We start from the raw sequence: 22,872 nt of genomic DNA on the forward strand, positions 1-22,872 counted from the left end.
TAATGCTGTTATTGGTTTTTATGTTTTAAGATGCTGTTTTACCGATACTTTTAGGCATAAAGTCAAAACAAATACGCTTTTTAGGGAAACAAAAAACGAATGAATATATCTAAGCCGGCCCATTGGCTGGCACAGTTAGATGTAGAGCGTGCATCCGCATGTATTACATGGATGGTCATTAGCGGCTCAGCACTTTATTTTTTAGAGAAGCATTTCTCGCTTTTGCATTGGCGTACATTATCTGCCGGTTTCATTTTTCTTCTACTGGCCGTTTGTTTTGTGCTGTTAAGCAGTGAAAAACGAAGTAACTCCTCTAATTCATTAAGGCGCTTTGCGTTATTGGGTGTAATGTATGCACTTGCTATAGGCAGTCAGCTTGTAGTGCCGTACTCCTATTTAGCCATTTTCGTTGTTATTTGGTCGGCCATACTTCCCTATTATGTACCGTGGAAGCGTTGCTTGGTATTGTCGGTTCCCATTGCTATTCCTACCGCGCTTATTCAGGCAAGCATATGGCAAGAACACCAGGCGGTGTTAACTGGCGCGCTGTTTTGGACGTTTAATTTGTTTGCAATGATTATGTCTAATACCGCTATTAAAGAGGCAAGAGCCCGACAAGATGCCGATGCGTTAAATCGCCAATTATCCAGTACGCAACAGCTTATGAAACAGGCGCTTACGCAAGATGAGCGCTTGCGAATAGCGCGCAATATTCACGATGTGCTTGGTCACCACCTTACTGCACTGACTATTAATTTGCAGGTGGCGTCTAGGAAGGTGAGCATACTTGAGGGTAGCGAGTCGAAAGATATTAAAAAGCATGTTGAGCAGTCTCACAGCATTGCAAAGCTGTTGTTAAGCGATGTTAGAGAAGCCGTGTCGGATATTCGAGAAAATGCAGCGATTAACTTTTCTGAAGCTGTGCATGCGCTAGTTAAAGAATTACCCAGACCAGAGGTAGTACTTCACATAGATGACAACCTGTCGCTAACCAACGTGAGTATTGCTGATTGTTTGTTACGGTGTATGCAAGAAGCGCTTACCAACGTAGTTAAACACAGCTCAGCGCAGTACTTTGCCATATCGCTTCAGCAGCGAGAAGGTAGTTATTATCTGTTTATGCAAGATGGTTTCGAACCGACACAATTCAGTGATCCACAAGACATGAGTAACGAGCTAGAAGTCGACTCCTGTGTGGAAGAGGCAAACAATGTACACAATGCTCGTGTTACCCCAGGCAATGGCTTAAAAGGTATGCAAGAGCGCGTATCAGCGCTAGGCGGCCATATTGCCTGGCAGCAACGTGAACATGGCTTTCGAATAGACATTCAAATACCGGAGGCGGAATGAAAACGCGTCTTGTATTAGTGGAAGATCAAATGTTAGTGCGAGAGGGGATTAAATCGCTTCTTGGTCTAGACGATAGTGTTGAAGTTATTGGCGAGTATGAAAACGGTGAGCAGTTTATTGAAAGCGGAATTGCAACGAACTGCGATGTCATTTTGATGGATATACGTATGCCCAAGCTATCCGGTATTGAAGCCCTTCACGCGCTTGCTGAGAGAAACATTACTACTCCTGTATTAATGCTTACTACGTTTGATGACCATGAACTGGTTAACAATGCAATGAAAGCAGGTGCGAAGGGGTATTTGTTGAAGGACGTATCACTAGACACGTTAATTGATACCATCGCGCAATTAAAAGAAGGTAAAACGCTTATTCAGCCTGCGGTAACAGAAAAAGTACTTCAAGGTTTAAAAGGGCTGAGCGTTGAGTTTGAGTCGTTCGAAAGCCCAGAGCCCCTATCTGAAAAAGAGACCGATATACTGCGTTTAATTGCAGCAGGCTATAGCAATAAAGAAATAGCAGACGCAAAGTTTAAATCTACCGGAACCATCAAAAATCAGGTTTCTTCCATCATGGCCAAACTTGGCGTTCGAGATAGAACCAGAGCAGTGCTTAAAGCACTAGAGCAGGGGATCCTGTAAATACAAACAAAAAGAGAAGCAATGCTTCTCTTTTTGTTATGTTTTTTAGGGGATAAAGAAAGTAATTATTTATCCATATGTACAACAGAGCGAATGCTTTCACCACTGTGCATCAAATCAAAGGCGCTATTAATATCACTAAGACCCATGGTATGCGTAATAAACTCTTGCAGACCAAAATCGCCGTTTAGGTACTGCTCAACAATGCCCGGCAACTGCGAACGACCTTTAACGCCACCAAATGCGGTACCTCGCCATACGCGGCCTGTTACTAACTGGAATGGACGGGTAGATATTTCTTGTCCAGCACCGGCTACACCAATAATTACTGACTCACCCCAGCCTTTGTGACAGCACTCAAGGGCAGAGCGCATCACGTCGACATTCCCTATACATTCGAAAGAGAAATCAACGCCGCCGTCAGTCATCTCTACAATCACTTCTTGGATAGGCTTATCGAATTCTTTCGGGTTAACCACGTCGGTTGCGCCAAGCTGTTTGGCTAAGTCGAATTTACTGTCGTTAATGTCAATACCGATAATGCGACCTGCCCCCGCCATGCGTGCACCAATAATGGCAGATAAGCCAATACCGCCCAAGCCGAAAATAGCCACGCTGTCACCAGGCTGTACTTTTGCTGTGTTAAGCACTGCGCCCATGCCGGTGGTTACACCGCACCCAAGCAGGCAAACTTCTTCAAGCGGCGCCGACTTATTTACCTTGGCCAATGATATTTCAGGTAAAACGGTGTATTCAGAAAATGTAGAACATCCCATGTAGTGGTATATAGGTTCGCCATCTTTCGAGAATCGGCTGGTGCCGTCTGGCATTAGGCCTTTGCCTTGGGTTTCGCGCACTGCTTGGCACAAGTTAGTTTTGCCCGATGTACAGAATTTACACTCACCGCATTCTGCAGTGTAAAGTGGAATAACGTGGTCGCCAACTTCTACGCTGGTTACGCCTTCACCCACCATTTCAACAATACCACCGCCTTCATGGCCCAAAATAGAGGGGAACACGCCTTCAGGATCTTCGCCAGACAAGGTGAACGCGTCTGTATGGCAAACGCCAGATGCAACAATGCGAACCAACACTTCGCCTTTTTTCGGCAGCTCTACGTCTACCTCTTCCATTTTTAATGGTTCGCCTGGGCCCCATGCAACCGCAGCTTTTGACTTGATATGTGTTTGGCCGTCTTGCAGCGTATCTTTAAACGATGCCATGCAATAGCTCCTTTATTTTCTGTGTAGGTAATTTTAGAGAACAAAGTATAGGAGACAGCAGAAATTAGATAAATACAGTTTTAGTAATTCATTTTTTCAAATGTGTAATAATAAATGGTGGTTGAAGATTGCGTGAACGGTATTCATTGCTGAGTGTGCGCTTTTTCTTTGTATTGTCGCGGAAGCCTGTCAGCTAATAAAGCGAATAGAATAGCGGTTTGTAGGCAAATTAAATGCGCATTTTCTTCAGGATTAAAAAGCATGGCATAACCCGCTTCAAGCATAAAAATGACGCAACACACATGCGGTCCATATCGTAAAACCTTTTTCATGCTATTCCCTTATTGATTGGTAAACATTAGAAAAACTACAGCCAACAAGAGGAAAGGAAAACTGTACTGAAGACCGTTTTTTGTATCGCTGAAGTTGATGTTGTAGGTATTGTGAGTGTGCATATACAGCTTCCAAGAAAACATAAATATTAAGGTGATTGTTTGAAAGTGCTAGAAGGCATTGCAGAGTTCTGTGCTGTTGCAGAGGTTGGTAATTTTACTGGCGCTGCTACTAAGCTAGACACGTCAGTAGCCCAAGTGAGTCGAAAAGTGGCGGCGCTAGAAAAGCTACTGGGCGTAAAGCTACTGCATCGTACTACGCGAAGTGTCTCGCTTACGGAAGCTGGAAAAGTGTATTTTAACCAAGCGCATTTAGCACTAAAACAATTGGAAGACGCGCAGTTGTCAGTCAGTGCGCTTCAGCAGTCGCCACAAGGGTTAATAAAACTAACTGCCCCCGTGGCGTTTGGTGAAGCATTTATAGCACCGCTGCTGAATTCGTTTATGAAAACCTATTCTGGCATTAGTGTGCAGTGTACTTTCACTAACGACAAAATTGATATTGTCGACCAAGGGCTAGATTTGGCTATTCGAATAGGGGCACTTGAAGATTCAACGTTAGTTGCTAAAAAACTCGCGACTCGCCATTTGTACGTGTGCGCAAGCCCAGGCTATTTTGAAGACAATACGCCTCCAGAAACACTGGAAGCGTTAAAGCATCACGCGTTATTGGTGGGGTCGCAGTCTTACTGGCGTTTCGTTGTTGAAGGCACAGCAAAAACCTTAGCAGTAAAAGGGCGGGTTAGATACAACAGTGGAAATGCGCTTCGAGCGGCGGCGCTAAGTGGGTTAGGTATCGCACAGTTACCCGGTTTTTACGTGCATAACGACCTAAAAAGTGGAAATTTGATAGAGGTACTACCAGCATACAAAGACAAGCAAGAAGCGATTTGGGCAGTATTCCCTTCTAACCGCAATGTTGCGCCGAAAATACGTTTACTTATTGATTATCTTGCAAAATACATACTTGATGATAAGTAGAAGTAAGACAAAACCACCTGTTTTGTACCTTGATAAGCAATATTTTTCTTTTAATGTTTCATTTTCTGCAACACTGTGTGGTGAAAACTGCGGTTGACAGATAGACGTCTATACGGCAAATTGCATGTATGAAAAAGATTCTACGCACTGGCACCACAATGATGTTTATTACCACCTTGAATAGGGCGGTCGGTGGCTAGTGCAAGTAAGCAAAAGACAACGAAAGCCCGCCTAACACAGAGCGGGCTTTTTTTTACTCACGTTTTAGCATGCGAAACCTTAAGGAGCAGCATATGAAAGTCTTAAAGTTTGGGGGTTCTTCTCTTGCCGATGCACCGCGATATATGCGCGTGATGGAAATTAGCACGGCAACCCACCAAACCGACGGTGCTGCGGTTGTGCTGTCTGCCCCAAAAGGGGTAACGAATGCGCTATCACTACTGTGTGAACAAGCGGCCGCTGGTGACGATTTCCAACCTCTTTTCAATAAGCTTAACGACACGGTTACAGGTATTGCCAATCACCTAAACGAAACCCTTACAGGTTTTGCATACGACACTGTTATTGCTTTTATCAATGATCATCTAAGTTTGCTTAAGCAGCACCTAGAAGGAATAAAGCTTCTTGGTGTGGCACCAGACAACGTGTCGGCGGGAATATTAAGTATTGGTGAGTACATCTCAGTCACACTTTTCAGCGAAATCTTATCTGCTAAAGGCGTGGCAAACCGTATTATCGACCCTGTAAAATACGTACTTGCCGAAGGCGACTATCTAGATAGCATTGCAGACGTTGCGTTAAGTAAAGCGCGATTCTCTGACGTACCGAATGACGGTAGTGAGCTGCTTGTTATGCCAGGCTTTGTTGCAGCAAATGAACAAGGTGAAAAGGTAACACTTGGGCGCAACGGTTCTGACTACTCTGCTGCCATTCTGGCTGCCTGTATTGATGCTAGCTGTTGTGAGATTTGGACAGACGTAGATGGTGTGTACAACGCCGATCCTAATCAGGTTGAGGGTGCCGTTTTACTTGATAAGTTAACGTATCAGGAGGCCATGGAGCTTTCTTACTTTGGTGCGAAAGTACTTCACCCTAAAACCATTGGCCCTATTGCGCAGCACCATATACCTTGCTTAATTCGCAACACGCTAAACCCTGCTGCGCCCGGTACGCTTATCAGTAATGAAAAAAGCGAAAAGTGGACGTCGGTAAAAGGCATTTCGCAGCTAGATAACGTAACTATGTTTAACGTTGCAGGCCCTGGCCTCAAAGGCATGGTTGGCATGGCAAGCCGTGTGTTTGAAGTAATGTCTAATGCGAATATCTCAATTAGTCTAATTACACAGTCATCGTCTGAATATTCAATTAGTTTTTGTATTCAAAGCAAAGACGCAAATCGCGCACTTACGCTTCTAGAAGATGCCTTTGCGCTTGAGTTACAAAACCAACTGCTCGACCCCATTGAAGTAAGGCACGACCTTGCCATTGTTACCCTTGTCGGCGACGGAATGCGCCAGGCAAAAGGGTTGGCAGCGCGTTTCTTTAACTCGTTAGCACAGGCCCGTGTGAACAATGTTGCTATTGCGCAAGGTTCGTCTGAGCGTTCAATTTCAACAGTTATAGAAAGCAAGCGTGCTAAGAAAGCCGTTAAAGTAATTCATCAGAATTTTTTCTCTGACCGCCATACCATCGACGTATTCCTAGTAGGGTGTGGCAATGTAGGCACTGAATTACTAGGTCAAATTGCTAAGCAGCAAGATGAGTTGTTAAAGCGCAATGTTCAGCTTCGTGTTTATGGTATTGCGAATAGCCGTAAGCTGTTGCTTAACAGTCAGGGCATAGATTTAAGTAGCGACTGGAAAGCAGCGCTAGATTCTGCCAGCGAAATGCTGAGCGTAGAGCGCCTTCATCAGTTTGCGAATGACAACAGTTTAGTGAACCCTGTTATTGTTGATTGTACTAGCCATGAAGCGATAGCGTCGCAGTATGTTGATATGATGGAAAATGGCTTTCACGTAGTAACGCCGAATAAAAAAGCAAATACCAGCGAAATGGCTTACTACAAGAAGCTTCGCAGAACCGCGCAGAGCACTAACCGCCAGTATCTTTACGAGACGACAGTTGGTGCGGGTCTTCCGGTAATTGATAACTTGCAAAAGCTTTTTAGCGCAGGTGATGTACTGCATCGTTTTGAAGGCATTTTATCTGGCAGCTTGTCTTATGTGTTTGGCAAGCTGGAAGAGGGCATGAGTTTGTCTGAGGCTACACAAACCGCCAAGGATAACGGTTTTACTGAGCCTGACCCTCGCGATGACTTAAGTGGTATGGATGTAGCGAGGAAGCTGCTTATTATGGCAAGAGAGGCCGACTTGGCACTAGAACTTAGTGATATTGAAATAGAGTCGGTGTTACCAGCAGGGTTTGCTGAAAACTGCTCTATTGATGAGTTTATGCGTCAATTACCACAGTTAGATTCAGACTTTGCTGAAAAGGTGAAGTCTGCTCAGGCAGAAGGAAAAGTGCTTCGCTACATTGGTAGTATTGAAGATGGCAAATGCAAGGTAAGCATTCAGGCGGTGCCGGCAAGTAACCCGCTGTCACAGGTAAAAGATGGCGAAAACGCACTGGCTATAAATAGCGACTACTACAACCCTATTCCATACGTTATTCGTGGATATGGTGCAGGTGGTACGGTAACCGCGGCGGGTGTATTTGCCGATATTCTTCGTACTATGCCGTGGAAACAAATGGCGCACTAAGCGCTTATTTAACAGATTTATATAGCAGTTTAATGCAGTAGTTAAAAATAATAGGTAGCGCAGTAATGAAAGCACTAAAGGCCTATGCGCCTGCATCTATCGGAAATGTCAGCCTTGGCTTTGACGTACTGGGCGCAGCGCTTGCCCCAGTTGACGGGAGCAAGCTTGGTGACGAAGTTGAAATACAGGCCGCAGATACATTTTCACTAAAGGTTACCGGCCCGTTCGCGCACAAACTGCCCGGTGATGTAAGCAGTAACATTGTTACTAAGTGCTACCATTTCTTTTGCGAAGAAATGCAAAAGGCTGGCAGGGCCGCATCGCCAGTTGCACTTACGCTGCATAAGAACTTACCCATCGGTAGCGGTTTAGGTTCAAGCGCTAGCTCTATTGTTGCGGCATTTACTGCCCTCAATGCGTATTTCGATAATCCCTACGATAAAGACACGCTTTTAACTATGATGGGCGAGCTTGAAGGGCAAATAAGCGGAAGCGTGCACTACGACAATGTTGCGCCATGTTACTTAGGTGGTATGACGTTAATGACGGGAGCGCACAGCCCTGTAACGCTGTCGCTGCCGCTGAATGATGACTGGTATTACGCCATTTGTTATTCAGGAATAAGCGTTTCAACGGCAGCGGCGCGCGACATTCTGCCCAAGCAGGTAGACATGGCTACCGCACTGACGTTTGGCCGTCAGTTAGGCGTATTTGTGCATGCATTACATGCAAAAGACTTCGCGCTTGCGGCATCGGTAATGAATGATGTTATTGCCGAACCTTATCGCAAGTCTTTGCTACCGGGTTTCGACGAAGCACGCGCGTTTAGTGAGCAAGTGGGGGCGCTAGCATTTGGTATTTCGGGGTCAGGGCCTACCGTTTTTGCGGTATGCTCATCGAAAGCGCAGGCCGAAGAAGTGTCGGCATACCTTTCAAAGCACTATGTGCAAAACGAGGATGGCTTTAGCCACGTGTGCCAAATACCAAAAGCAGGCACGCAGGTGGCCGTGCAATAAAGCACTTATCAATGCGAAAGTGAGAAACGTAAAAAAAATATAGAAAGGCTTAAGCAATGCCATGCTTATAGACCGAGTAAAAAGGGTAACAGCAAGTGGAATTAGTAAATTTAAAAGATTCATCAGACACGGCAAGCTTTGCTGAAGCAGTAAAGCGTGGTTTAGGTAAAAACCAAGGTTTGTACTTTCCAGAGCATATTCCAACGCTTAGCGATATAGATGCCTTGCTAGAAAAGCCTTTTGTTGAACGCAGTATTGAAGTACTTCGTGCTTTAATAGGTGACGAGCTAAATGATGGTGAATTAGACGCCATTGTAAAATCGGCATTTGCTTTCGGTGCGCCAGTAGAACAAGTTACCGACAACGTATATTCACTTGAACTATTTCACGGCCCAACCCTCGCCTTTAAAGACTTTGGTGGGCGCTTTATGGCGCAAACGTTGTCGCGTATTAGTGAAGGGAAACCCATCACCATTCTTACTGCAACGTCAGGTGATACAGGCGCAGCGGTAGCGCATGCTTTTCACGGTATTGATAACATCAACGTAGTTATTTTGTTTCCTAAGGGCAAAATAAGCGCGCTACAAGAGAAGCTGTTCACCACCCTTGGTGGCAATATTCATACTGTTGCCATTGAATCTGACTTTGATGCTTGCCAGGCGTTGGTTAAAACCGCATTTGACGATCCTGATGTGCGAGAAGGGCTGCATTTAAACTCAGCAAACTCAATTAATATAAGCCGACTGTTAGCGCAAGTATGTTACTACTTTGAAGCGTTTAGTCAGCTGCCAAAAGATAAACGCGATCAGCTTGTGGTGTCTGTACCAAGCGGTAACTTTGGTAATTTAACGGCGGGCATGATAGCCAAAGCGTTAGGCTTGCCTATTAAGCGCTTTATTGCAGCTACTAACTTGAACGACACGGTTCCTCGCTATTTAAAAACTGGCGAATGGGCACCAAAATCAACCGTAGCCACAATGTCTAATGCTATGGATGTAAGTCAACCGAACAATTGGCCGAGAATAGAAGCACTTATAGAGCGTGGCTACATCGACAAAGCATGTTTAAAAGGCGAAATGGTTGATGAGGAGTATACACAATTAGCTATGCGTCAATTAGCGCAGCACGGCTATGTAAGTGAGCCTCACGCCGCCATCGCCTATCGTGCAGTAAGCCACGATTTAGAAGATGGTGAAATAGGCTTGTTCCTTGGAACGGCGCACCCTGCGAAATTTAGAGAAACTGTTGAAAACGTGCTTGGAAACCCTATTAGCCTACCCAAAGCGTTGGCCGATGTGGCGGGCGAGGACAGCTTGGCGGTAGACCTTCCTGCGTCGTATGACGCGCTTAAGCAGCACATGATGGAACTGCTGAAAGCATGAGTCTAAATGAGACAATGGTAGAAGGTCGTGGTGACAGTAAAGGCGAAGTAGTAACATGGCAAGATGCGCTTGGCGAAGAAAAGCAACAAGCGTATTTTGTTGATTTACTTGCGCGAATAGAGGCAGAGCGCGCAGCGGGAAAAACTATTTATCCGCCTAAAAGTGACGTATTTAATGCACTGTCATTAACGCCACTTAATGAAGTTAAAGTCGTTATTCTTGGGCAAGACCCTTACCACGGTCCCAACCAAGCCCATGGTTTGGCGTTTTCTGTATTACCCGGGGTAAAAGTACCGCCTTCACTAGTCAATATATACAAAGAGCTAGCCGAAGATATTGAAGGGTTCAACATACCTGAACACGGTACATTAACCGCTTGGGCACAGCAGGGCGTGTTGTTATTAAATTCGGTATTAACTGTAGAGCAGGGCAATGCAAACAGCCACGCTAAGTGGGGCTGGAAGCGCTTTACAGATAAAGTAATATCGGCTGTAAACGCACACTGTGAAAACGTTGTGTTTTTACTTTGGGGTGGACACGCACAAAAGAAGGGCAAACACATTAACCGTGAAAAACATCAGGTGATAAGTGGTCCGCACCCTTCGCCACTGTCTGCCTATCGCGGTTTTTTTGGCTGTAAGCACTTTAGCCAAACTAACGCTTACCTGTCAGCAACTGGGCAAACGCCCATAAGCTGGCAAGTATAACGTTCGTAAGGCCTAGAAAGTAAAAAGGCTGCCTGAGTGTTCAGGCAGCCTTCTTGTTATCTTTCCAGTGTTTCTAGCTCATACTCGAACCCACAATCGAGTTCGGCAAGTTCTTTTTCTAATTTGTAGCGATCTTGTAGCGCTTCGATTTCTCTCCACTTACGTTTTTTGCTTTTGGTTTTAGCTGGGCTTGCTTCGATGTCTAACATGGCAAATAGATCTGACTTATCCACTGGGATCTCCTTTTTGTACCACTACAACTAATACAGAGCTTTTTATAAATTTCCCTCTGTACAATTTTGTATCACAGCCGCCACTAAAATAAAATAGTTAAATTTACCTTTTATTAACAAGTTGTGACGATATGATGACAAAGGCAAGGTATTAGCCGGGTGTTCAGTCTATAAACAAAAATGCTATGTAATTGATAGTATTTGTATTGTTTGTGAACAAAATTGTGTTGTGCGTTAGTAATTGCAGTCTGTCGTTTTGCGCTTAATTAACATCAACATAAAAAAACGGCCATCTTTAATTTGTTTAAAAGATGACCGTTCAGTTTGTTTTTGCACCAAATGAGCAAATTTAATTTGCCTCAAATTCCCTATTTTGGTGCATTCGCTGCTCTGAATTTAGCAATCAATTGTTGAGTAGAAGCGTCAAAGCTGTCTTTGTCTGCTTCACCTTGAATGCCTGCAAGCACTTGGTTTCCTAGTACTTTACCTAACTCAACGCCCCATTGGTCGAAAGAGTTTAGGTTCCAGATAACACCCTGAACGAATACCTTATGCTCATACATTGCAACCAGCGCGCCAAGAATTTTTGGCGTTAGGCTATCGAATAAAAATGTATTACTAGGCTTGTTACCAGGCATAGTTTTGTGCGCAGCAAGACGCTTGCGCTCAGCATCGTCAAGCTCTTTGCTTTCAAGGTCTGCATAACATTCCTCGAAGGTTTTACCTTGCATTAGCGCTTGGGTTTGACCAAAGCAATTAGAGGCGAGCATAGCGTGATGCGTATCGTCTTGGTTGGGCACATTAAGTGGCAGCATAAAATCAGCAGGTATCACGCCAGAGCCTTGGTGAATTAGCTGGTGGAAGCTATGCTGACCGTTGGTACCTTCACTTCCCCAAATGATAGGGCCGGTAGGATAGTCTACGTTATCGCCATCTTGGGTCACTTCTTTGCCGTTACTTTCCATATCAAGCTGTTGCACGTATGCAGGTAGGCCACGCAGATAGTGATAGTAAGGTAAAAGTACGTGAGATTGTGCATCAAAGAAACTACGATACCATACACCCAAAACGGCAAGTAACACAGGCATGTTTTGCTCAAGCGGTGCGGTACTGAAATGCGTATCCATTTCAAACGCGCCTTCTAGCAAGCCTTTAAAATTCTCAAAACCCAGTGCCAGTGAAATAGGCAGACCAATAGCAGACCACAGTGAATAGCGGCCACCCACCCAGTCCCACATTGGAAATATATTGTCAGCGTCGATACCAAATTCAGTAGCGGCTTTAACGTTCGACGACACCGCAACAAAGTGTTTTGCAATATCGCTTTGTGTGCCACCTGACTTCAAGAACCAGTCTTTCGCTGTCATTGTGTTTTGCAGCGTTTCTTGTGTCGAAAACGATTTTGAAGACATAACTACCAATGTTTCTTCAAAATCTACGCTAGAAAGCACATCGTGTATATGGCAGCCATCAACGTTTGCTACAAAGTGCACTTTAACGCTATCAACCGTGTGCGGCTTAAGTGCCTCGGTCATTATCTTAGGGCCAAGGAAAGACCCGCCAATGCCAATTGCCACAATGTGTTTAATTGGTTTACCCGTATAACCTTTATGCTCGCCGCTGTGTACAGAAGCGGTAAACGCTTCTATTTTATCTAACGTTGCGCGTACCTCTGGCATAACATCTTCGCCATCAACCACAACCTTGCGATCAGAAAAGTTGCGAAGTGCGGTATGAAGTACAGCGCGGCCTTCTGTTGAGTTAATCTGCTCGCCTGCGAACATGGCATCGCGCAGCCCTTCAACGTTACACACACGTGCAAGGTTAAACAAACCGTCCAACGCGTCTTTTGAAACACGATTTTTGGAGTAATCTAAATAGATTCCACACGCCTCAAGTTGCATTTCTTCAGCGCGATTTGGGTTATTCGCAAACCAGTCACGCATGTGCGCAGTTTTAATTGACTGCGCAATCTCGCCCAGTTTTTTATACTCAGGTAATGACGTTAAAACACTCATGGTGCAATTCTTTCCTTCTGCTTTTGGGTTTAGACGCTTCGAATAATGCGCTTGTGCTTATGCGCTAAGCTTTTCGCGAAGCATTACTTCAAGCTTGTCTTGGTCTGCAGCGAAGTTTCTAATACCCTCTGATAGCTTTTCAGTGGCCATGGCATCTTGGTTCATTTCCCAGCGGAATTGGCTTTCAGTTAAGCGCTCACCAGGAGTTTTAGTTGCACCATTGTCTTTTAATTTAACTTCAAGCTCGCCCGTTTCGTTAGCAAGCTCTTCTAGAAGGGCTGGGCTAATAGTAAGACGGTCGCAACCTGCTAACGCCTGAATTTCACCGATGTTTCTAAAGCTTGCGCCCATAACAACCGTCTTATAACCGTGCTCTTTGTAGAAGTTATAAATTTTAGTTACTGATACTACACCTGGATCTTCGTCAGATGCGTAAGACTCTTTACCTGTAGCCTTTTTGTACCAATCAAGAATACGGCCTACGAAAGGAGAGATCAGGTATACGCCGGCTTCTGCACATGCTTGTGCTTGAGCAAAGCTGAAAAGAAGCGTTAAGTTACACTGAATGCCTTTTTTCTCTAGCTCTGCAGCAGCCTGAATGCCTTCCCACGTAGACGCAATCTTAATAAGAATACGTGACTTATCGATGCCAGCATCTTGATATAGCTGAACTAAACGTTCTGCTTTTTCAATCGTTGCGGCTTTGTCGAAAGAAAGGCGTGCATCAACTTCGGTAGAAATACGACCTGGGATAGTACCTGAAATCTCTTTGCCAATTGCGACGGCAAGTTTGTCAGCTGCATCTGTAAGTTGCTGATCCGCATCGTTAGACTGCAGCTTAGCCCAAGCAACTGCGTCGTCGATAAGGCTAGCGTACTGAGGAAGGCTAGCGGCTTTTAGCAATAGTGAAGGGTTAGTAGTAGCGTCTACAGGTTGATACTTTTTAATTGCATCAATGTCGCCGGTATCTGCAACAACGGTAGTAATATCACGTAATGAAGCTAGCTGATTGCTCATAGTTCTCTCTATTCTTTATTTCAGTAATTTTTTCAATTTCTACATTCTAGTGCAGGTTGCACCAGAAGCTTTGGATAGCGCGCCTTAAATGCTCGCTTTTATTGTTGGTTCGCTACTGCGTTGTAGGGTTGCGCAGCTTGATAGGATCATTCATATCTGGAATGCCCTATTTATACCAAACCCACCCAAGTTATGGAATGGTACACAGGCAAAATAACTGCTAATCGGATTTCTCTGTTAAGCCAATTTATGTCTTTCTTATGCCATTTTGATGTTTGAATCGTATCAAGTGGTACAATAGCGCCGTACCGAACTAAGGAGTTGAAATGTTAGTTGTAGTTTCCCCAGCAAAAAATCTCGATTTTGAAAGCAGCATACCAGTAAGCGACTTTTCCCAACCTGCTATGCTTGAAGACACCAATCGTTTAATGGAAGTATGTAGAACGCTATCTCCTGCAGACTTGTCTTCATTAATGAAAATAAGTGACAAACTGGCTACGCTTAACGCCAATCGATTTGCTGAGTTTACTACACCATTTACTACCGATAATGCGCGCCAAGCTATGTATGCATTTAATGGTGATGTATATACAGGGCTGGACGCCTACACGTTAAGTGAAGACTCGGTAGCGTATGCACAAAACCATTTAAGAATATTATCTGGATTGTACGGTCTTCTGCGCCCGCTTGATTTAATGCAAGCATACCGTTTAGAGATGGGCACAAAGCTAGCGAACCCTGATGGTAAAGATCTTTACGCATTTTGGGACGATCGCATTACGCAAGTGCTGAATGATGCAATGGAAGAGCAAGGCGATAACGTTTTGGTGAACCTAGCGTCGAATGAATACTTTAAAGCTGTTAAGAAAAAGCAGCTTAACGGTATGGTAATTACGCCAACATTCAAAGACTGCAAAAACGGACAATATAAAATCATAAGCTTCTTCGCCAAAAAAGCGCGCGGCCTAATGGCGCGATATATTATCGAAAATCGTGTTGAAGATGTTGAAGGATTGAAAGCTTTCGACGTAGACGGTTATGTGTTTAGCGAAGAGCAAAGCTCGTCAACAGAGTTGGTTTTTCTTAGAAATCAAGAAGCGTAACTGAAGCGCTAATCGCTGTTCTGGCAATAACGTTAATCTGACCACCTGTTTGCCTCGGAAAATTCTGAGGCAAACACCATTAATATTACATTGGCATGCTGTACATTTTCCGTGTGGCAAGCTCGCTGTGTGCTAAACTTTGTGTATTAAAGCTATTGTGATTCCGCACGATTTAAGTGCGACACACTCGCTTTATTCACCACACACTATTTACAACATAGCGGAATTATCCATTGAGCATACTCGTTCGTAACCTTCCTAAAACCTTTGTTAAAGACGACCTTGAAGACCTATTTTTTGAATTCGGTACCATAGTTTCGTGCGACCTTGTAATGGACGACGCGACGGGTATGTCGAAAGGGTTTGGTTTTGTTGAAATGAGCAGCCAAGACGAAACCGATAGCGCTATAGAAGCATTAAATGCGAAAGTAATAAACGGCAAGAAAATTCGCGTTAAATGGTCGAATCAAGAGAAAAAACAAGCTGCAGCCGCCGAGCATGAACCTGCTGCAACCAGAGAAATACCTGACGACGTTTGGGCGAATGCTCCGGGCGCGGCAAATAAGTCTAGTGACGAAGGCGAATAGATTTTCGCCTTTCATACGCCGTGTTTGGCTGGTGGCTCTTCGTTTTTAACTTCCAGCTTTTAACTCTTAGCCCTTAGTTTTTGGCCCCCAAATCTCTTCTAAACGCTGATCACGACCGCAGTTCCAACGATAAAACTTATAGCGAACGGGGCTTTTTTTGTAAAAGTCCTGATGACCTATTTCTTTTCCTTTAATAGGGTAAAACGTAGAAGCCGGTAAAATGGGCGTAACTACTGTCTTGTCGGGAAATCGTTCAACAACGGCGCGTTTTGTTGCCTCTGCGATCTTTCGCTCTTCTGCATTCGCCACAAATATGGCGCTAAGATAACTTGGGCCTTTATCACAAAACTGACCTCTGTCATCAAAAGGGTCGATGTTTACCCAATAATGATCGAGAATATCCTTGTACGAGAGCTTGTCGCCATCGTAGGTAATTTTAACCGCTTCATAATGGCCTTTATGGTTTCCGTTATAGGTAGGGTCTGGGGCTGTTCCGCCAGTAAAACCCGATACCACATCGGTCACGCCCTCTAGTTTTTCAAAATCTGCCTCCATACACCAAAAGCAGCCACCTGCCAGCACCGCTTCATCTGCAAACGCCTGCGATGAAAGCAATGGCGTTAAGAGTGACGAAGATAGCGCGGCGAATAGCAAAACCGATGCGGATGCCGATACTGATGATTGCTTAGCGTTTGGCGGCTTATTACTTGAGGTCTTTTGCTTCAAAAACGCAAAAGAGCGCGTAGACGCGCTGGTAAGATATTTAACGACAACTGATTTCATTATTTTCCCTTTCGTGTACAGACCAATTAGCTTACCCATAACGGCGAGCTAAGGTTCTATATTTCTATACGGTTCATAATAAAAGACCGGGTTACATCGCAAATTATTCCTACCAATAGCAACAAGCTCCAATACTTGGGCGAGACGCTAGCTACGAAAAAAATGGTAACAAACTCTTTGTGGCACTTTTTGCCTATTCGTCTTACAGTTAGGTCACATTGAAATAGTAAAGAGCAAGGGTATGTATACACTTTACGGCTATCCGAAAACGCGCTCAGTTCGCGTAGCTTGGGCCTTAGAAGAGCTGAGTTTACCTTACGAGTACAGCGTTGTTGATTTAAGGGCTGGCCAGCATTTAACTGAAGAATTCAAAACTATTAGTACTGCTTCAAAAATTCCTGCTTTAGACACGCCAGAAGGCATACTTACTGAATCGGCTGCTATTGTCACGTTTCTTGCCGAGCGCCACGGAATGCATGAATTTATTCCAGAACCAGGCAGTTTTGCGCGCGCAAAATACGAAGAAATGATGGTGTTTTTAACAAACGAGTTAGAACAGCCTATCTGGAATATTGCCAAGCATTCTTTTGCTCTACCTGAAGCGCAACGTATACCTGCTATGCGAGAAACTGGCGCGTGGGAATTTCAGCGGGCGTTAAAGGTATTCTCAACAATGTTGGGCAATAACGAATTTGTATGCGGAAACATGTTTACCATGGCCGACGTTATTGCCGGGCACATTTTGGCGTGGGCGAAAGGTGCAAAACAAGAAATACCGCATGACAATGTAAAAGCTTACGCCGAGCGAGTGCTTGCAAGAGAAGCTTACGAAAAGGCATGGCGTGGTGAAATGGCACACCTGCCTGCACAAGAATAAATTAGATATAAACGTTTCATAGCAAATACAAAATAACGACAGAGAGCTTTTAAAAAGCTCATTTCAAAGGAAATAAAATGAAAGCATTCAAAACACTTATGTTGAGTGGAGCAGTGGCGTTAGCACTGGGAACGGGAAGTTTTATAGCGCACGCACACAATCATGCAGAGGCCGAAACAACCGTTAAAAAGGTATCTGAAACAGAACACGATAAGTTGTTTGCCATATTTGCCGCCGCCGATGAGCGCAATATTGCGTTAAACCCAGTAATGGCGATTTTCCGCGGTGATATGCGTTATGCCGACAGACTGGGCGACTTCTTAACTGATTCACACGCACTGGCGAGCAAAACTGCGGTGCAGCTTAATTTGTCTGAATTGAAACAAATCGACAGAAGTAAGCTAAGCGATACTGACAAGCTGGCTTACGATGTATTTAAGTATAATCAAGAGCGCTCGCTTAAAATGTCGACTGATGAAATATCGGCGTTAACTGAAGTACGCCCTGTTAATCATTTCAGCGGTTTCCATACGTTCTACCCATCGTTTGCAAGCGGCAAGGGCGCAGCACCTTTTAAGACTATCGAAGACTACGAAAACAACCTTTCACGCCATAAAGACTACATCGCTATATCTGAGCGCGCTATTGGTAAATTCCGTGAAGGTATGGAGTCGGGTGTACTTGAGACTAAGTTGACTATCGACCGCGTTATCAAACAGTTTGATACACAGTTAGCTATTCCAATTAAAGAGTCGCAATTCTGGGGGCCTATTAACATGTTCCCAGAAGAGTTTTCAGACCAAGAAAAAGCACGCTTAACCGCTGATTATGAAAAAGCAACGCAAGACATTTACGATGCAACCACGCGTATGCGTGACTTCTTACGTGATGAGTATTTGCCGGTAGCGCGAGAAAGCATTGGCCTTAGCGATATGAAAGGCGGCGCAAAGCTTTATCAGTTAATGGTTGAAGGTTCTACAACGCTTCCAATGACGCCAGATGAACTGCATAACTTAGGTCTTAAAGAAGTTAAGCGTATTAAAAACGATATGCTTGAGATAAAAGACGAAGTTAAGTTTGAAGGCACGTTGAACGAGTTTTTCGACTATGTGCGCACCGACCCTCAGTTCAAACCTAAAAGTCGCGAAGCACTTACTGAAAGTTACTATCGCATTGGTCGTGAGGTTGACGAGAAAATTGACCAATACTTCTCGCTACTGCCAAAGTCTGAGCTTGAGATTAAACCTTACGACCCTGCCATTGAGCAGTTCAGCGCAGGTGGCTCTTATCAACCGGGTACACCTGACGGCTCACGTCCAGGTACGTTCTACTTTAACGCTTACGACTTACCAAGCCGTTTAACTACCGGTAATGTAACGTTGTATCTTCATGAAGGTGCGCCGGGTCATCACTTCCAAGTAAGTTTGGCACAAGAAAACGAAGCGCTGCCATCGTTTATGCGTTTTAGTTTCTTACCTGCGTTTGGAGAAGGTTGGGCACTGTATTCAGAAACCTTGGGTTACGAAATGGGCTTTTTTGATAACCCATGGAATCGCTATGGTACGCTTCAAGACGAACAGCTGCGTGCAATGCGTTTAGTGGTTGATACGGGCATTCATGCTAAAGGTTGGACACGCGAGCAAGCCATCGACTTTATGCTTGATAACTCAGGTATGACACGCACAGAAGTGGTTGCTGAAGTAGAGCGTTACATCGCTATACCTTCACAAGCGTTATCGTACAAAGTAGGTGCACTTAAAATCCAAGAGCTTCGTGCACGCGCCGAGAAAACATTGGGCGAACAGTTTGATATTCGTGAATTCCACGCGCAAATATTAAACACGGGCGGTATACCAATGGCTATCTTGGAACAAAAAATTGACCGTTGGATTGCAAGCCAAAAAAGCTAACGTTTAAGGGAAAGCAATAGCTACATTTCCAGTTTAGCCGAAGCGCTTAAATAGCAATAAAAAGCCAGTAAGTAATCACTACTTCTGGCTTTTTTTGTTTTTGCGACTAATTGCAGTGATATTGTCATAGTAGTTCACTACAGTAGCATTTGAACATTAATTGCACATATCTGTATTGTTTGCATGGGGAGACAATAACGTGTCACTAGGGTTATTTTCGTTAAGTTTATCGGTTAAAGATATTGTTAAATCTAAAGCGTTTTATGAAGCGCTGGGCTTTGAAGCTATGCCGTCTTGTGGTTCTATTGAAGACAAGTGGCTAATGATGAAAAGTGGCAACACCATGATTGGTTTGTTCGAAGGCATGTTTGAAGACAACATTATGACCTTTAACCCAGACGACGTGCGTGCGCTTCAGGCTAAATTTGTAGAGCAAGATATTGCCATTGAAGTGCCTGTGAAAGGCGATAGCGGCCCCGGACATCTTGTGGTTAAAGATCCAGACGGCAACGCTATCATGTTTGATCAGTTTTAAATCTTAGCTGCTAACTCAGCACCCTGGCGAATAGCGCGTTTAGCATCGAGTTCTGCTGCTACATCTGCACCACCAATAATATGTACCGTCATACCGGCCTCTTCTAGAGGCTGTTTTAGCGGCTTGTAAGGCTCTTGGCCAGCACACACTATCACGTTATCAACAGGCAGCACTTTTGGGGTGTCGTTAATCAACACGTGCAGGCCTTCTTCATCTACTTTTTCATAGCTTACGCCATTTATCATTTGTACGTTGTGGTGCTTAAGTGACTGACGGTGGATCCAGCCGGTGGTTTTACCCAGCCCTTTACCTACTTTAGACGTTTTACGCTGGAGTAAATACACTTCACGTGAAGAAGGTTCGATGTGCTTTTCTTTCAACGCGCCTGGCGTGGTGTAGTCGGTATCTATGCCCCAATGTGCTAACCATTTGTCTTTGTTTTCGGCTAAACTTTCGTGCTCAACCAAAAACTCGGCAACGTCAAAACCAATGCCGCCAGCGCCAATAATGGCGACTTTCTGGCCTACAGCTTTATGGTCACGAAGTACCTCTAGGTAACTCATTACTTTTGGATGGTCGTGCCCTTCTATAGTCAGTTCGCGAGGCTTAATACCCGTTGCTAGCACAACATCATCAAACTCTTGGCTTTTGAGGGCATCAGCGGTTACTTCGGTATTTAGGTGTACGTTAACGCCTGTGCGCTCCAATTGGTTTTTAAAGTAGCGTAGCGTTTCGTAAAACTCTTCTTTGCCAGGCACTTGTTTAGCGTAATTGAACTGCCCACCAAGTTCCGACGCTTTGTCGAACAAATGCACTTCATGGCCCCGGTCGGCAGCATACATCGAAAATGCGAGCCCGGCAGGGCCAGCGCCCACAACAGCCAGTTTCTTTTTGGTTGTGGTGGGCGTAAAAGTAAGTTCAGTTTCATAACAGGCTTGCGGGTTAACCAAACAGCTTGCACGCTTTTGTTCAAATGCGTGATCTAAGCAAGCTTGGTTACATGCAATACAGGTATTGATAAGCGCAGATTCATTGCGCATAGCTTTAGTCACAAAGTGCGCATCGGCAAGGAAAGGGCGCGCCATCGATACCATGTCGGCATGACCTTCTGACAGCACAGACTCCGCTACCTCAGGCGTATTAATACGGTTTGTGGTAACTAATGGCAGCGACACTTCTTTTTTCATGCGCTTGGTTATCCACGTGAATGCAGCGCGTGGTACTGATGTAGAAATGGTAGGTACTCTTGCTTCATGCCAACCAATACCGGTATTAATCAGCGTTGCGCCTGCTTTTTCAATTTCTTTTGCTAGGTAAACCACTTCATCCCATTCAGCGCCGCCTTCAACTAAATCCAGCATAGACAGGCGATAGATAATAATGAAGTTAGTACCCACTTTCTCACGTATGCCTTTCACTATCTCTACTGCTAGGCGAGCGCGGTTTTCTAAACTGCCACCCCATTCATCAGTGCGGTGATTGGTACGCTTACAGAAAAACTGATTAATTAAATAGCCTTCCGAGCCCATTACTTCAACGCCGTCGTACCCTGCTTTTTGCGCAAGGCTAGCACAGCGAATGTAGTCTTTGATGGTGCCTCGTACGCCACGCGATGAAAGCTCACGAGGTTTAAAAGGCGTTATTGGCGACTTCATCGGTGAAGCAGATACAGCAAGAGGGTGATACCCGTAGCGGCCAGAATGCAGAATTTGCATACATATTTTGCCACCTTCTGCATGCACCGCGTCGGTAATGACTTTGTGTTTCTTCGCGTGCGCTGAACGAGTCATGCGGCCAGCGAACGGTGCAACCCATCCTGAAATGTTAGGGCTAATACCACCGGTAACAATTAGGCCAACGCCGCCTTTTGCGCGCTCGGCGTAAAACGCTGCAAGCTTATTAAACCCACCTTTCTCTTCTTCAAGGCCTAAGTGCATCGAACCCATTAGCGTTCTATTGCGCAGAGTGGTGAAACCAAGGTCTAACGGTTCAAGTAGATGTGGGAAAGGGGTAGCCATGAGTCACTCTCTTTTTAATTTTTTATTTTTACGAATAATAGGGCACATGTGAGCAAGTTAACTTGCCCGACCAGTTAAAATAATTATTTACTACGGTACGTCGTTGGTAAAGCAAAGTATCTCTTTTTTTGAATAAAACCGTTAAGCAAATAAAAAAGGCCATACAACAGTATGACCTTTTCCCATAATGATATTCTTGGATGTGGAATATGACAGCAGTTAGATAGCAGGACTATTCATCCACATACATTTTCTGCTGAAACTTCAGCGTTTGTTGGCTGTTGCCCTTTTTCACATCTATTTCGAAACGAAAGGTTTCTTGGTCGCGAAATGGCAAAGAAGCCAAGTAGTAAATAGCGTCGCCATCTTCCACCTTTTTGAAAGTAAGCTTGCGCGTATTACCCAGTAAATTTCTAGCAACACCCGACACATCCGCACGCTGTGCTTTGGTCGTGTTTTTGTCTAACACCGATATGTTTACCAGCGCATTAAACTTGCTTCGCACAATACCATAACGAGCCGCTACTTCAGGCGTAAGAAACGGTGTACCCACAACCATGTAATGTACATCCCATTCACCCAGTGTTTTCTTTTGCTCGGCAAGTGCACCTGCGCTTATTATCGACAAAAACACCGCCGCAAATGTTAGCCATATTGCATTTAATTTTTTCATATCCTCTTACTCTTTTACCTACGTAATTACTCACGCAATTACACTTGCAATTACTTATGCATACCCCGGACTCTATGCACGACGAGCTTGCGGTTGTCGTGCACGAGCTACTGCTTTTACCTTAATTACATAGGAACGATGTCTTGGATCAGCAGCTGTAAAAACTGTAATGCAATTATGGCAATCAGTACTGATAAGTCTAGGCCACCTAATGGTGGAATAACTCTGCGGATAGGTGCTAAGAATGGCTCGGTTAGCTGATGCAGCACATAGTCTACCGGAGAACGCCCCTGTGATACCCAGCTTAATATTGCGCGCAACAATAGAACCCAGAACATTAATGACAGGGTTTCTTTTATTACGCCCATTATCGATAAAATGGCAATGCCAATGGGGTTTAAGTTGCCACCAAACATCAGCCCTAACGTAATGAGCTTCAGTGCGCATACGGCAACGGCTAATACGAAGGTGGCAGTGTCGAATCGTCCAATAGAAGGAATAACACGGCGCAACGGGCCAACAATAGGGTGGGTTGCTTTTACAACAAATTGACTTAATGGGTTGTAGAAGTCGGCCTGCACCATTTGAAGCCAAAGGCGCAGTATCACCACCATTAAGTAAAGGCTGAATAAGGTATCAACCAAAAATACCGTTGCGTTCATGTTTT

The 22,872-nt window shown here is 44.5% G+C and carries 21 protein-coding genes; 12 read left to right on the plus strand and 9 right to left on the minus strand.

Features of this window, described 5'->3' with window-relative positions; genetic code table 11:
• Nucleotides 1-99: 99 nt before the first annotated feature.
• Together ACGHAV_RS05295 and ACGHAV_RS05300 are read left to right on the plus strand one after the other, a co-directional pair.
• Nucleotides 100-1,350, plus strand: coding sequence for a histidine kinase (locus ACGHAV_RS05295; protein ID WP_390377404.1), 1,251 nt, complete (start codon nt 100-102; stop codon nt 1,348-1,350).
• On the plus strand, nt 1,347-1,991 hold the full coding sequence (locus tag ACGHAV_RS05300) for a response regulator (protein ID WP_390377407.1): 645 nt from the start codon (nt 1,347-1,349) through the stop codon (nt 1,989-1,991). The genes ACGHAV_RS05295 and ACGHAV_RS05300 overlap by 4 nt, the downstream gene beginning before the upstream one ends.
• 65 nt (nt 1,992-2,056) lie before the next feature.
• On the opposite strand, the gene ACGHAV_RS05305 is transcribed toward ACGHAV_RS05300, so the two are convergent.
• Together ACGHAV_RS05305 and ACGHAV_RS05310 are read right to left on the minus strand one after the other, a co-directional pair.
• Nucleotides 2,057-3,214 (minus strand): S-(hydroxymethyl)glutathione dehydrogenase/class III alcohol dehydrogenase, encoded by a 1,158-nt coding sequence (locus ACGHAV_RS05305; protein WP_390377410.1) that lies wholly within the window; start codon nt 3,212-3,214, stop codon nt 2,057-2,059.
• A 143-nt stretch (nt 3,215-3,357) separates the two neighbouring features.
• Complete coding sequence (locus tag ACGHAV_RS05310; RefSeq protein ID WP_390377413.1) at nt 3,358-3,546, minus strand: hypothetical protein; 189 nt, start codon at nt 3,544-3,546, stop codon at nt 3,358-3,360.
• A 162-nt stretch (nt 3,547-3,708) separates the two neighbouring features.
• On the opposite strand from ACGHAV_RS05310, the gene ACGHAV_RS05315 reads away from it, so the two are divergent.
• The 5 genes from ACGHAV_RS05315 to ung all read left to right on the plus strand — a co-directional run bounded on the left by ACGHAV_RS05315 (nt 3,709) and on the right by ung (nt 10,451).
• Nucleotides 3,709-4,587 carry a LysR substrate-binding domain-containing protein gene (locus ACGHAV_RS05315; protein WP_390377416.1) on the plus strand — a complete coding sequence of 293 codons (879 nt, stop codon included), beginning with the start codon at nt 3,709-3,711 and terminating at the stop codon, nt 4,585-4,587.
• 293 nt (nt 4,588-4,880) lie between these two features.
• A complete protein-coding gene (gene thrA / locus ACGHAV_RS05320) occupies nt 4,881-7,346 on the plus strand; it encodes a bifunctional aspartate kinase/homoserine dehydrogenase I (RefSeq protein WP_390377419.1) in 2,466 nt (821 codons plus the stop codon).
• A gap of 65 nt (nt 7,347-7,411) precedes the next feature.
• Entirely contained in the window at nt 7,412-8,362 is a 951-nt protein-coding gene (gene thrB / locus ACGHAV_RS05325) for a homoserine kinase (protein WP_390377422.1), read from the plus strand.
• A gap of 95 nt (nt 8,363-8,457) precedes the next feature.
• The gene (gene thrC, locus ACGHAV_RS05330) at nt 8,458-9,744 is read left to right on the plus strand and encodes a threonine synthase (protein WP_334013655.1); all 1,287 of its coding nucleotides are present in this window, start codon (nt 8,458-8,460) and stop codon (nt 9,742-9,744) included.
• On the plus strand, nt 9,741-10,451 hold the full coding sequence (gene ung, locus ACGHAV_RS05335) for a uracil-DNA glycosylase (RefSeq protein ID WP_390377425.1): 711 nt from the start codon (nt 9,741-9,743) through the stop codon (nt 10,449-10,451). The genes thrC and ung overlap by 4 nt, the downstream gene beginning before the upstream one ends.
• Before the next feature lie 56 nt (nt 10,452-10,507).
• On the opposite strand, the gene ACGHAV_RS05340 is transcribed toward ung, so the two are convergent.
• The 3 genes from ACGHAV_RS05340 to tal all read right to left on the minus strand — a co-directional run bounded on the left by ACGHAV_RS05340 (nt 10,508) and on the right by tal (nt 13,719).
• Nucleotides 10,508-10,684, minus strand: coding sequence for a DUF3545 family protein (locus tag ACGHAV_RS05340; RefSeq protein ID WP_012519516.1), 177 nt, complete (start codon nt 10,682-10,684; stop codon nt 10,508-10,510).
• Nucleotides 10,685-11,052: 368 nt separating this feature from the next.
• Nucleotides 11,053-12,702 carry a glucose-6-phosphate isomerase gene (pgi, locus tag ACGHAV_RS05345; RefSeq protein WP_390377431.1) on the minus strand — a complete coding sequence of 550 codons (1,650 nt, stop codon included), beginning with the start codon at nt 12,700-12,702 and terminating at the stop codon, nt 11,053-11,055.
• 57 nt (nt 12,703-12,759) lie between these two features.
• Entirely contained in the window at nt 12,760-13,719 is a 960-nt protein-coding gene (gene tal / locus ACGHAV_RS05350; protein WP_390377434.1) for a transaldolase, read from the minus strand.
• A 326-nt stretch (nt 13,720-14,045) separates the two neighbouring features.
• Here tal and yaaA point away from each other — a divergent pair, with 326 nt between their 5' ends.
• Both yaaA and ACGHAV_RS05360 read left to right on the plus strand, forming a co-directional pair.
• Nucleotides 14,046-14,822, plus strand: a complete 777-nt coding sequence (yaaA, locus tag ACGHAV_RS05355; RefSeq protein ID WP_390377437.1) for a peroxide stress protein YaaA — start codon at nt 14,046-14,048, stop codon at nt 14,820-14,822.
• 233 nt (nt 14,823-15,055) lie between these two features.
• Entirely contained in the window at nt 15,056-15,409 is a 354-nt protein-coding gene (locus ACGHAV_RS05360) for an RNA recognition motif domain-containing protein (protein WP_390377440.1), read from the plus strand.
• Nucleotides 15,410-15,475: 66 nt separating this feature from the next.
• Here the strand turns inward: ACGHAV_RS05360 and msrA are convergent, their stop codons facing one another.
• Entirely contained in the window at nt 15,476-16,192 is a 717-nt protein-coding gene (msrA, locus tag ACGHAV_RS05365; RefSeq protein ID WP_390377443.1) for a peptide-methionine (S)-S-oxide reductase MsrA, read from the minus strand.
• 241 nt (nt 16,193-16,433) lie between these two features.
• On the opposite strand from msrA, the gene ACGHAV_RS05370 reads away from it, so the two are divergent.
• The 3 genes from ACGHAV_RS05370 (at nt 16,434) to ACGHAV_RS05380 (ending at nt 19,514) form a co-directional block, all read left to right on the plus strand.
• Nucleotides 16,434-17,069, plus strand: coding sequence for a glutathione S-transferase family protein (locus tag ACGHAV_RS05370; protein ID WP_390377446.1), 636 nt, complete (start codon nt 16,434-16,436; stop codon nt 17,067-17,069).
• Nucleotides 17,070-17,146: 77 nt separating this feature from the next.
• Nucleotides 17,147-18,979, plus strand: a complete 1,833-nt coding sequence (locus ACGHAV_RS05375; protein WP_390377449.1) for a DUF885 domain-containing protein — start codon at nt 17,147-17,149, stop codon at nt 18,977-18,979.
• Between the two features lie 199 nt (nt 18,980-19,178).
• Complete coding sequence (locus ACGHAV_RS05380) at nt 19,179-19,514, plus strand: VOC family protein (protein ID WP_390377452.1); 336 nt, start codon at nt 19,179-19,181, stop codon at nt 19,512-19,514.
• Here ACGHAV_RS05380 and ACGHAV_RS05385 read toward each other — a convergent pair.
• From ACGHAV_RS05385 to ACGHAV_RS05395, 3 genes are all read right to left on the minus strand, one after another.
• Nucleotides 19,511-21,532: an FAD-dependent oxidoreductase gene (locus ACGHAV_RS05385; RefSeq protein WP_390377455.1), complete on the minus strand. Its 2,022-nt coding sequence runs from the start codon at nt 21,530-21,532 to the stop codon at nt 19,511-19,513. The two genes, ACGHAV_RS05380 and ACGHAV_RS05385, sit on opposite strands and share 4 nt — an antisense overlap.
• A gap of 232 nt (nt 21,533-21,764) precedes the next feature.
• The gene (locus tag ACGHAV_RS05390; protein ID WP_390377458.1) at nt 21,765-22,205 is read right to left on the minus strand and encodes a DUF4426 domain-containing protein; all 441 of its coding nucleotides are present in this window, start codon (nt 22,203-22,205) and stop codon (nt 21,765-21,767) included.
• 125 nt (nt 22,206-22,330) lie between these two features.
• The gene (locus ACGHAV_RS05395; RefSeq protein ID WP_390377461.1) at nt 22,331-22,867 is read right to left on the minus strand and encodes a YggT family protein; all 537 of its coding nucleotides are present in this window, start codon (nt 22,865-22,867) and stop codon (nt 22,331-22,333) included.
• Nucleotides 22,868-22,872: the final 5 nt, after the last annotated feature.

Origin of the sequence: Alteromonas sp. MTD1 (assembly GCF_042848195.1) — a bacterium.
GTDB lineage: Bacteria > Pseudomonadota > Gammaproteobacteria > Enterobacterales > Alteromonadaceae > Alteromonas.

What these genes read in the sequence shown, in the direction of transcription:
- ACGHAV_RS05295 (WP_390377404.1), top strand. Translation starts at nt 100, where the DNA reads ATGAATATATCTAAGCCGGCCCATTGGCTGGCACAGTTAGATGTAGAG.
- ACGHAV_RS05300 (WP_390377407.1), top strand. Translation starts at nt 1,347, where the DNA reads ATGAAAACGCGTCTTGTATTAGTGGAAGATCAAATGTTAGTGCGAGAG.
- ACGHAV_RS05305 (WP_390377410.1), bottom strand. Translation starts at nt 3,214, where the DNA reads ATGGCATCGTTTAAAGATACGCTGCAAGACGGCCAAACACATATCAAG.
- ACGHAV_RS05310 (WP_390377413.1), bottom strand. Translation starts at nt 3,546, where the DNA reads ATGAAAAAGGTTTTACGATATGGACCGCATGTGTGTTGCGTCATTTTT.
- thrA (WP_390377419.1), top strand. Translation starts at nt 4,881, where the DNA reads ATGAAAGTCTTAAAGTTTGGGGGTTCTTCTCTTGCCGATGCACCGCGA.
- thrB (WP_390377422.1), top strand. Translation starts at nt 7,412, where the DNA reads ATGAAAGCACTAAAGGCCTATGCGCCTGCATCTATCGGAAATGTCAGC.
- ung (WP_390377425.1), top strand. Translation starts at nt 9,741, where the DNA reads ATGAGTCTAAATGAGACAATGGTAGAAGGTCGTGGTGACAGTAAAGGC.
- pgi (WP_390377431.1), bottom strand. Translation starts at nt 12,702, where the DNA reads ATGAGTGTTTTAACGTCATTACCTGAGTATAAAAAACTGGGCGAGATT.
- tal (WP_390377434.1), bottom strand. Translation starts at nt 13,719, where the DNA reads ATGAGCAATCAGCTAGCTTCATTACGTGATATTACTACCGTTGTTGCA.
- yaaA (WP_390377437.1), top strand. Translation starts at nt 14,046, where the DNA reads ATGTTAGTTGTAGTTTCCCCAGCAAAAAATCTCGATTTTGAAAGCAGC.
- msrA (WP_390377443.1), bottom strand. Translation starts at nt 16,192, where the DNA reads ATGAAATCAGTTGTCGTTAAATATCTTACCAGCGCGTCTACGCGCTCT.
- ACGHAV_RS05370 (WP_390377446.1), top strand. Translation starts at nt 16,434, where the DNA reads ATGTATACACTTTACGGCTATCCGAAAACGCGCTCAGTTCGCGTAGCT.
- ACGHAV_RS05375 (WP_390377449.1), top strand. Translation starts at nt 17,147, where the DNA reads ATGAAAGCATTCAAAACACTTATGTTGAGTGGAGCAGTGGCGTTAGCA.
- ACGHAV_RS05385 (WP_390377455.1), bottom strand. Translation starts at nt 21,532, where the DNA reads ATGGCTACCCCTTTCCCACATCTACTTGAACCGTTAGACCTTGGTTTC.
- ACGHAV_RS05390 (WP_390377458.1), bottom strand. Translation starts at nt 22,205, where the DNA reads ATGAAAAAATTAAATGCAATATGGCTAACATTTGCGGCGGTGTTTTTG.
- ACGHAV_RS05395 (WP_390377461.1), bottom strand. Translation starts at nt 22,867, where the DNA reads ATGAACGCAACGGTATTTTTGGTTGATACCTTATTCAGCCTTTACTTA.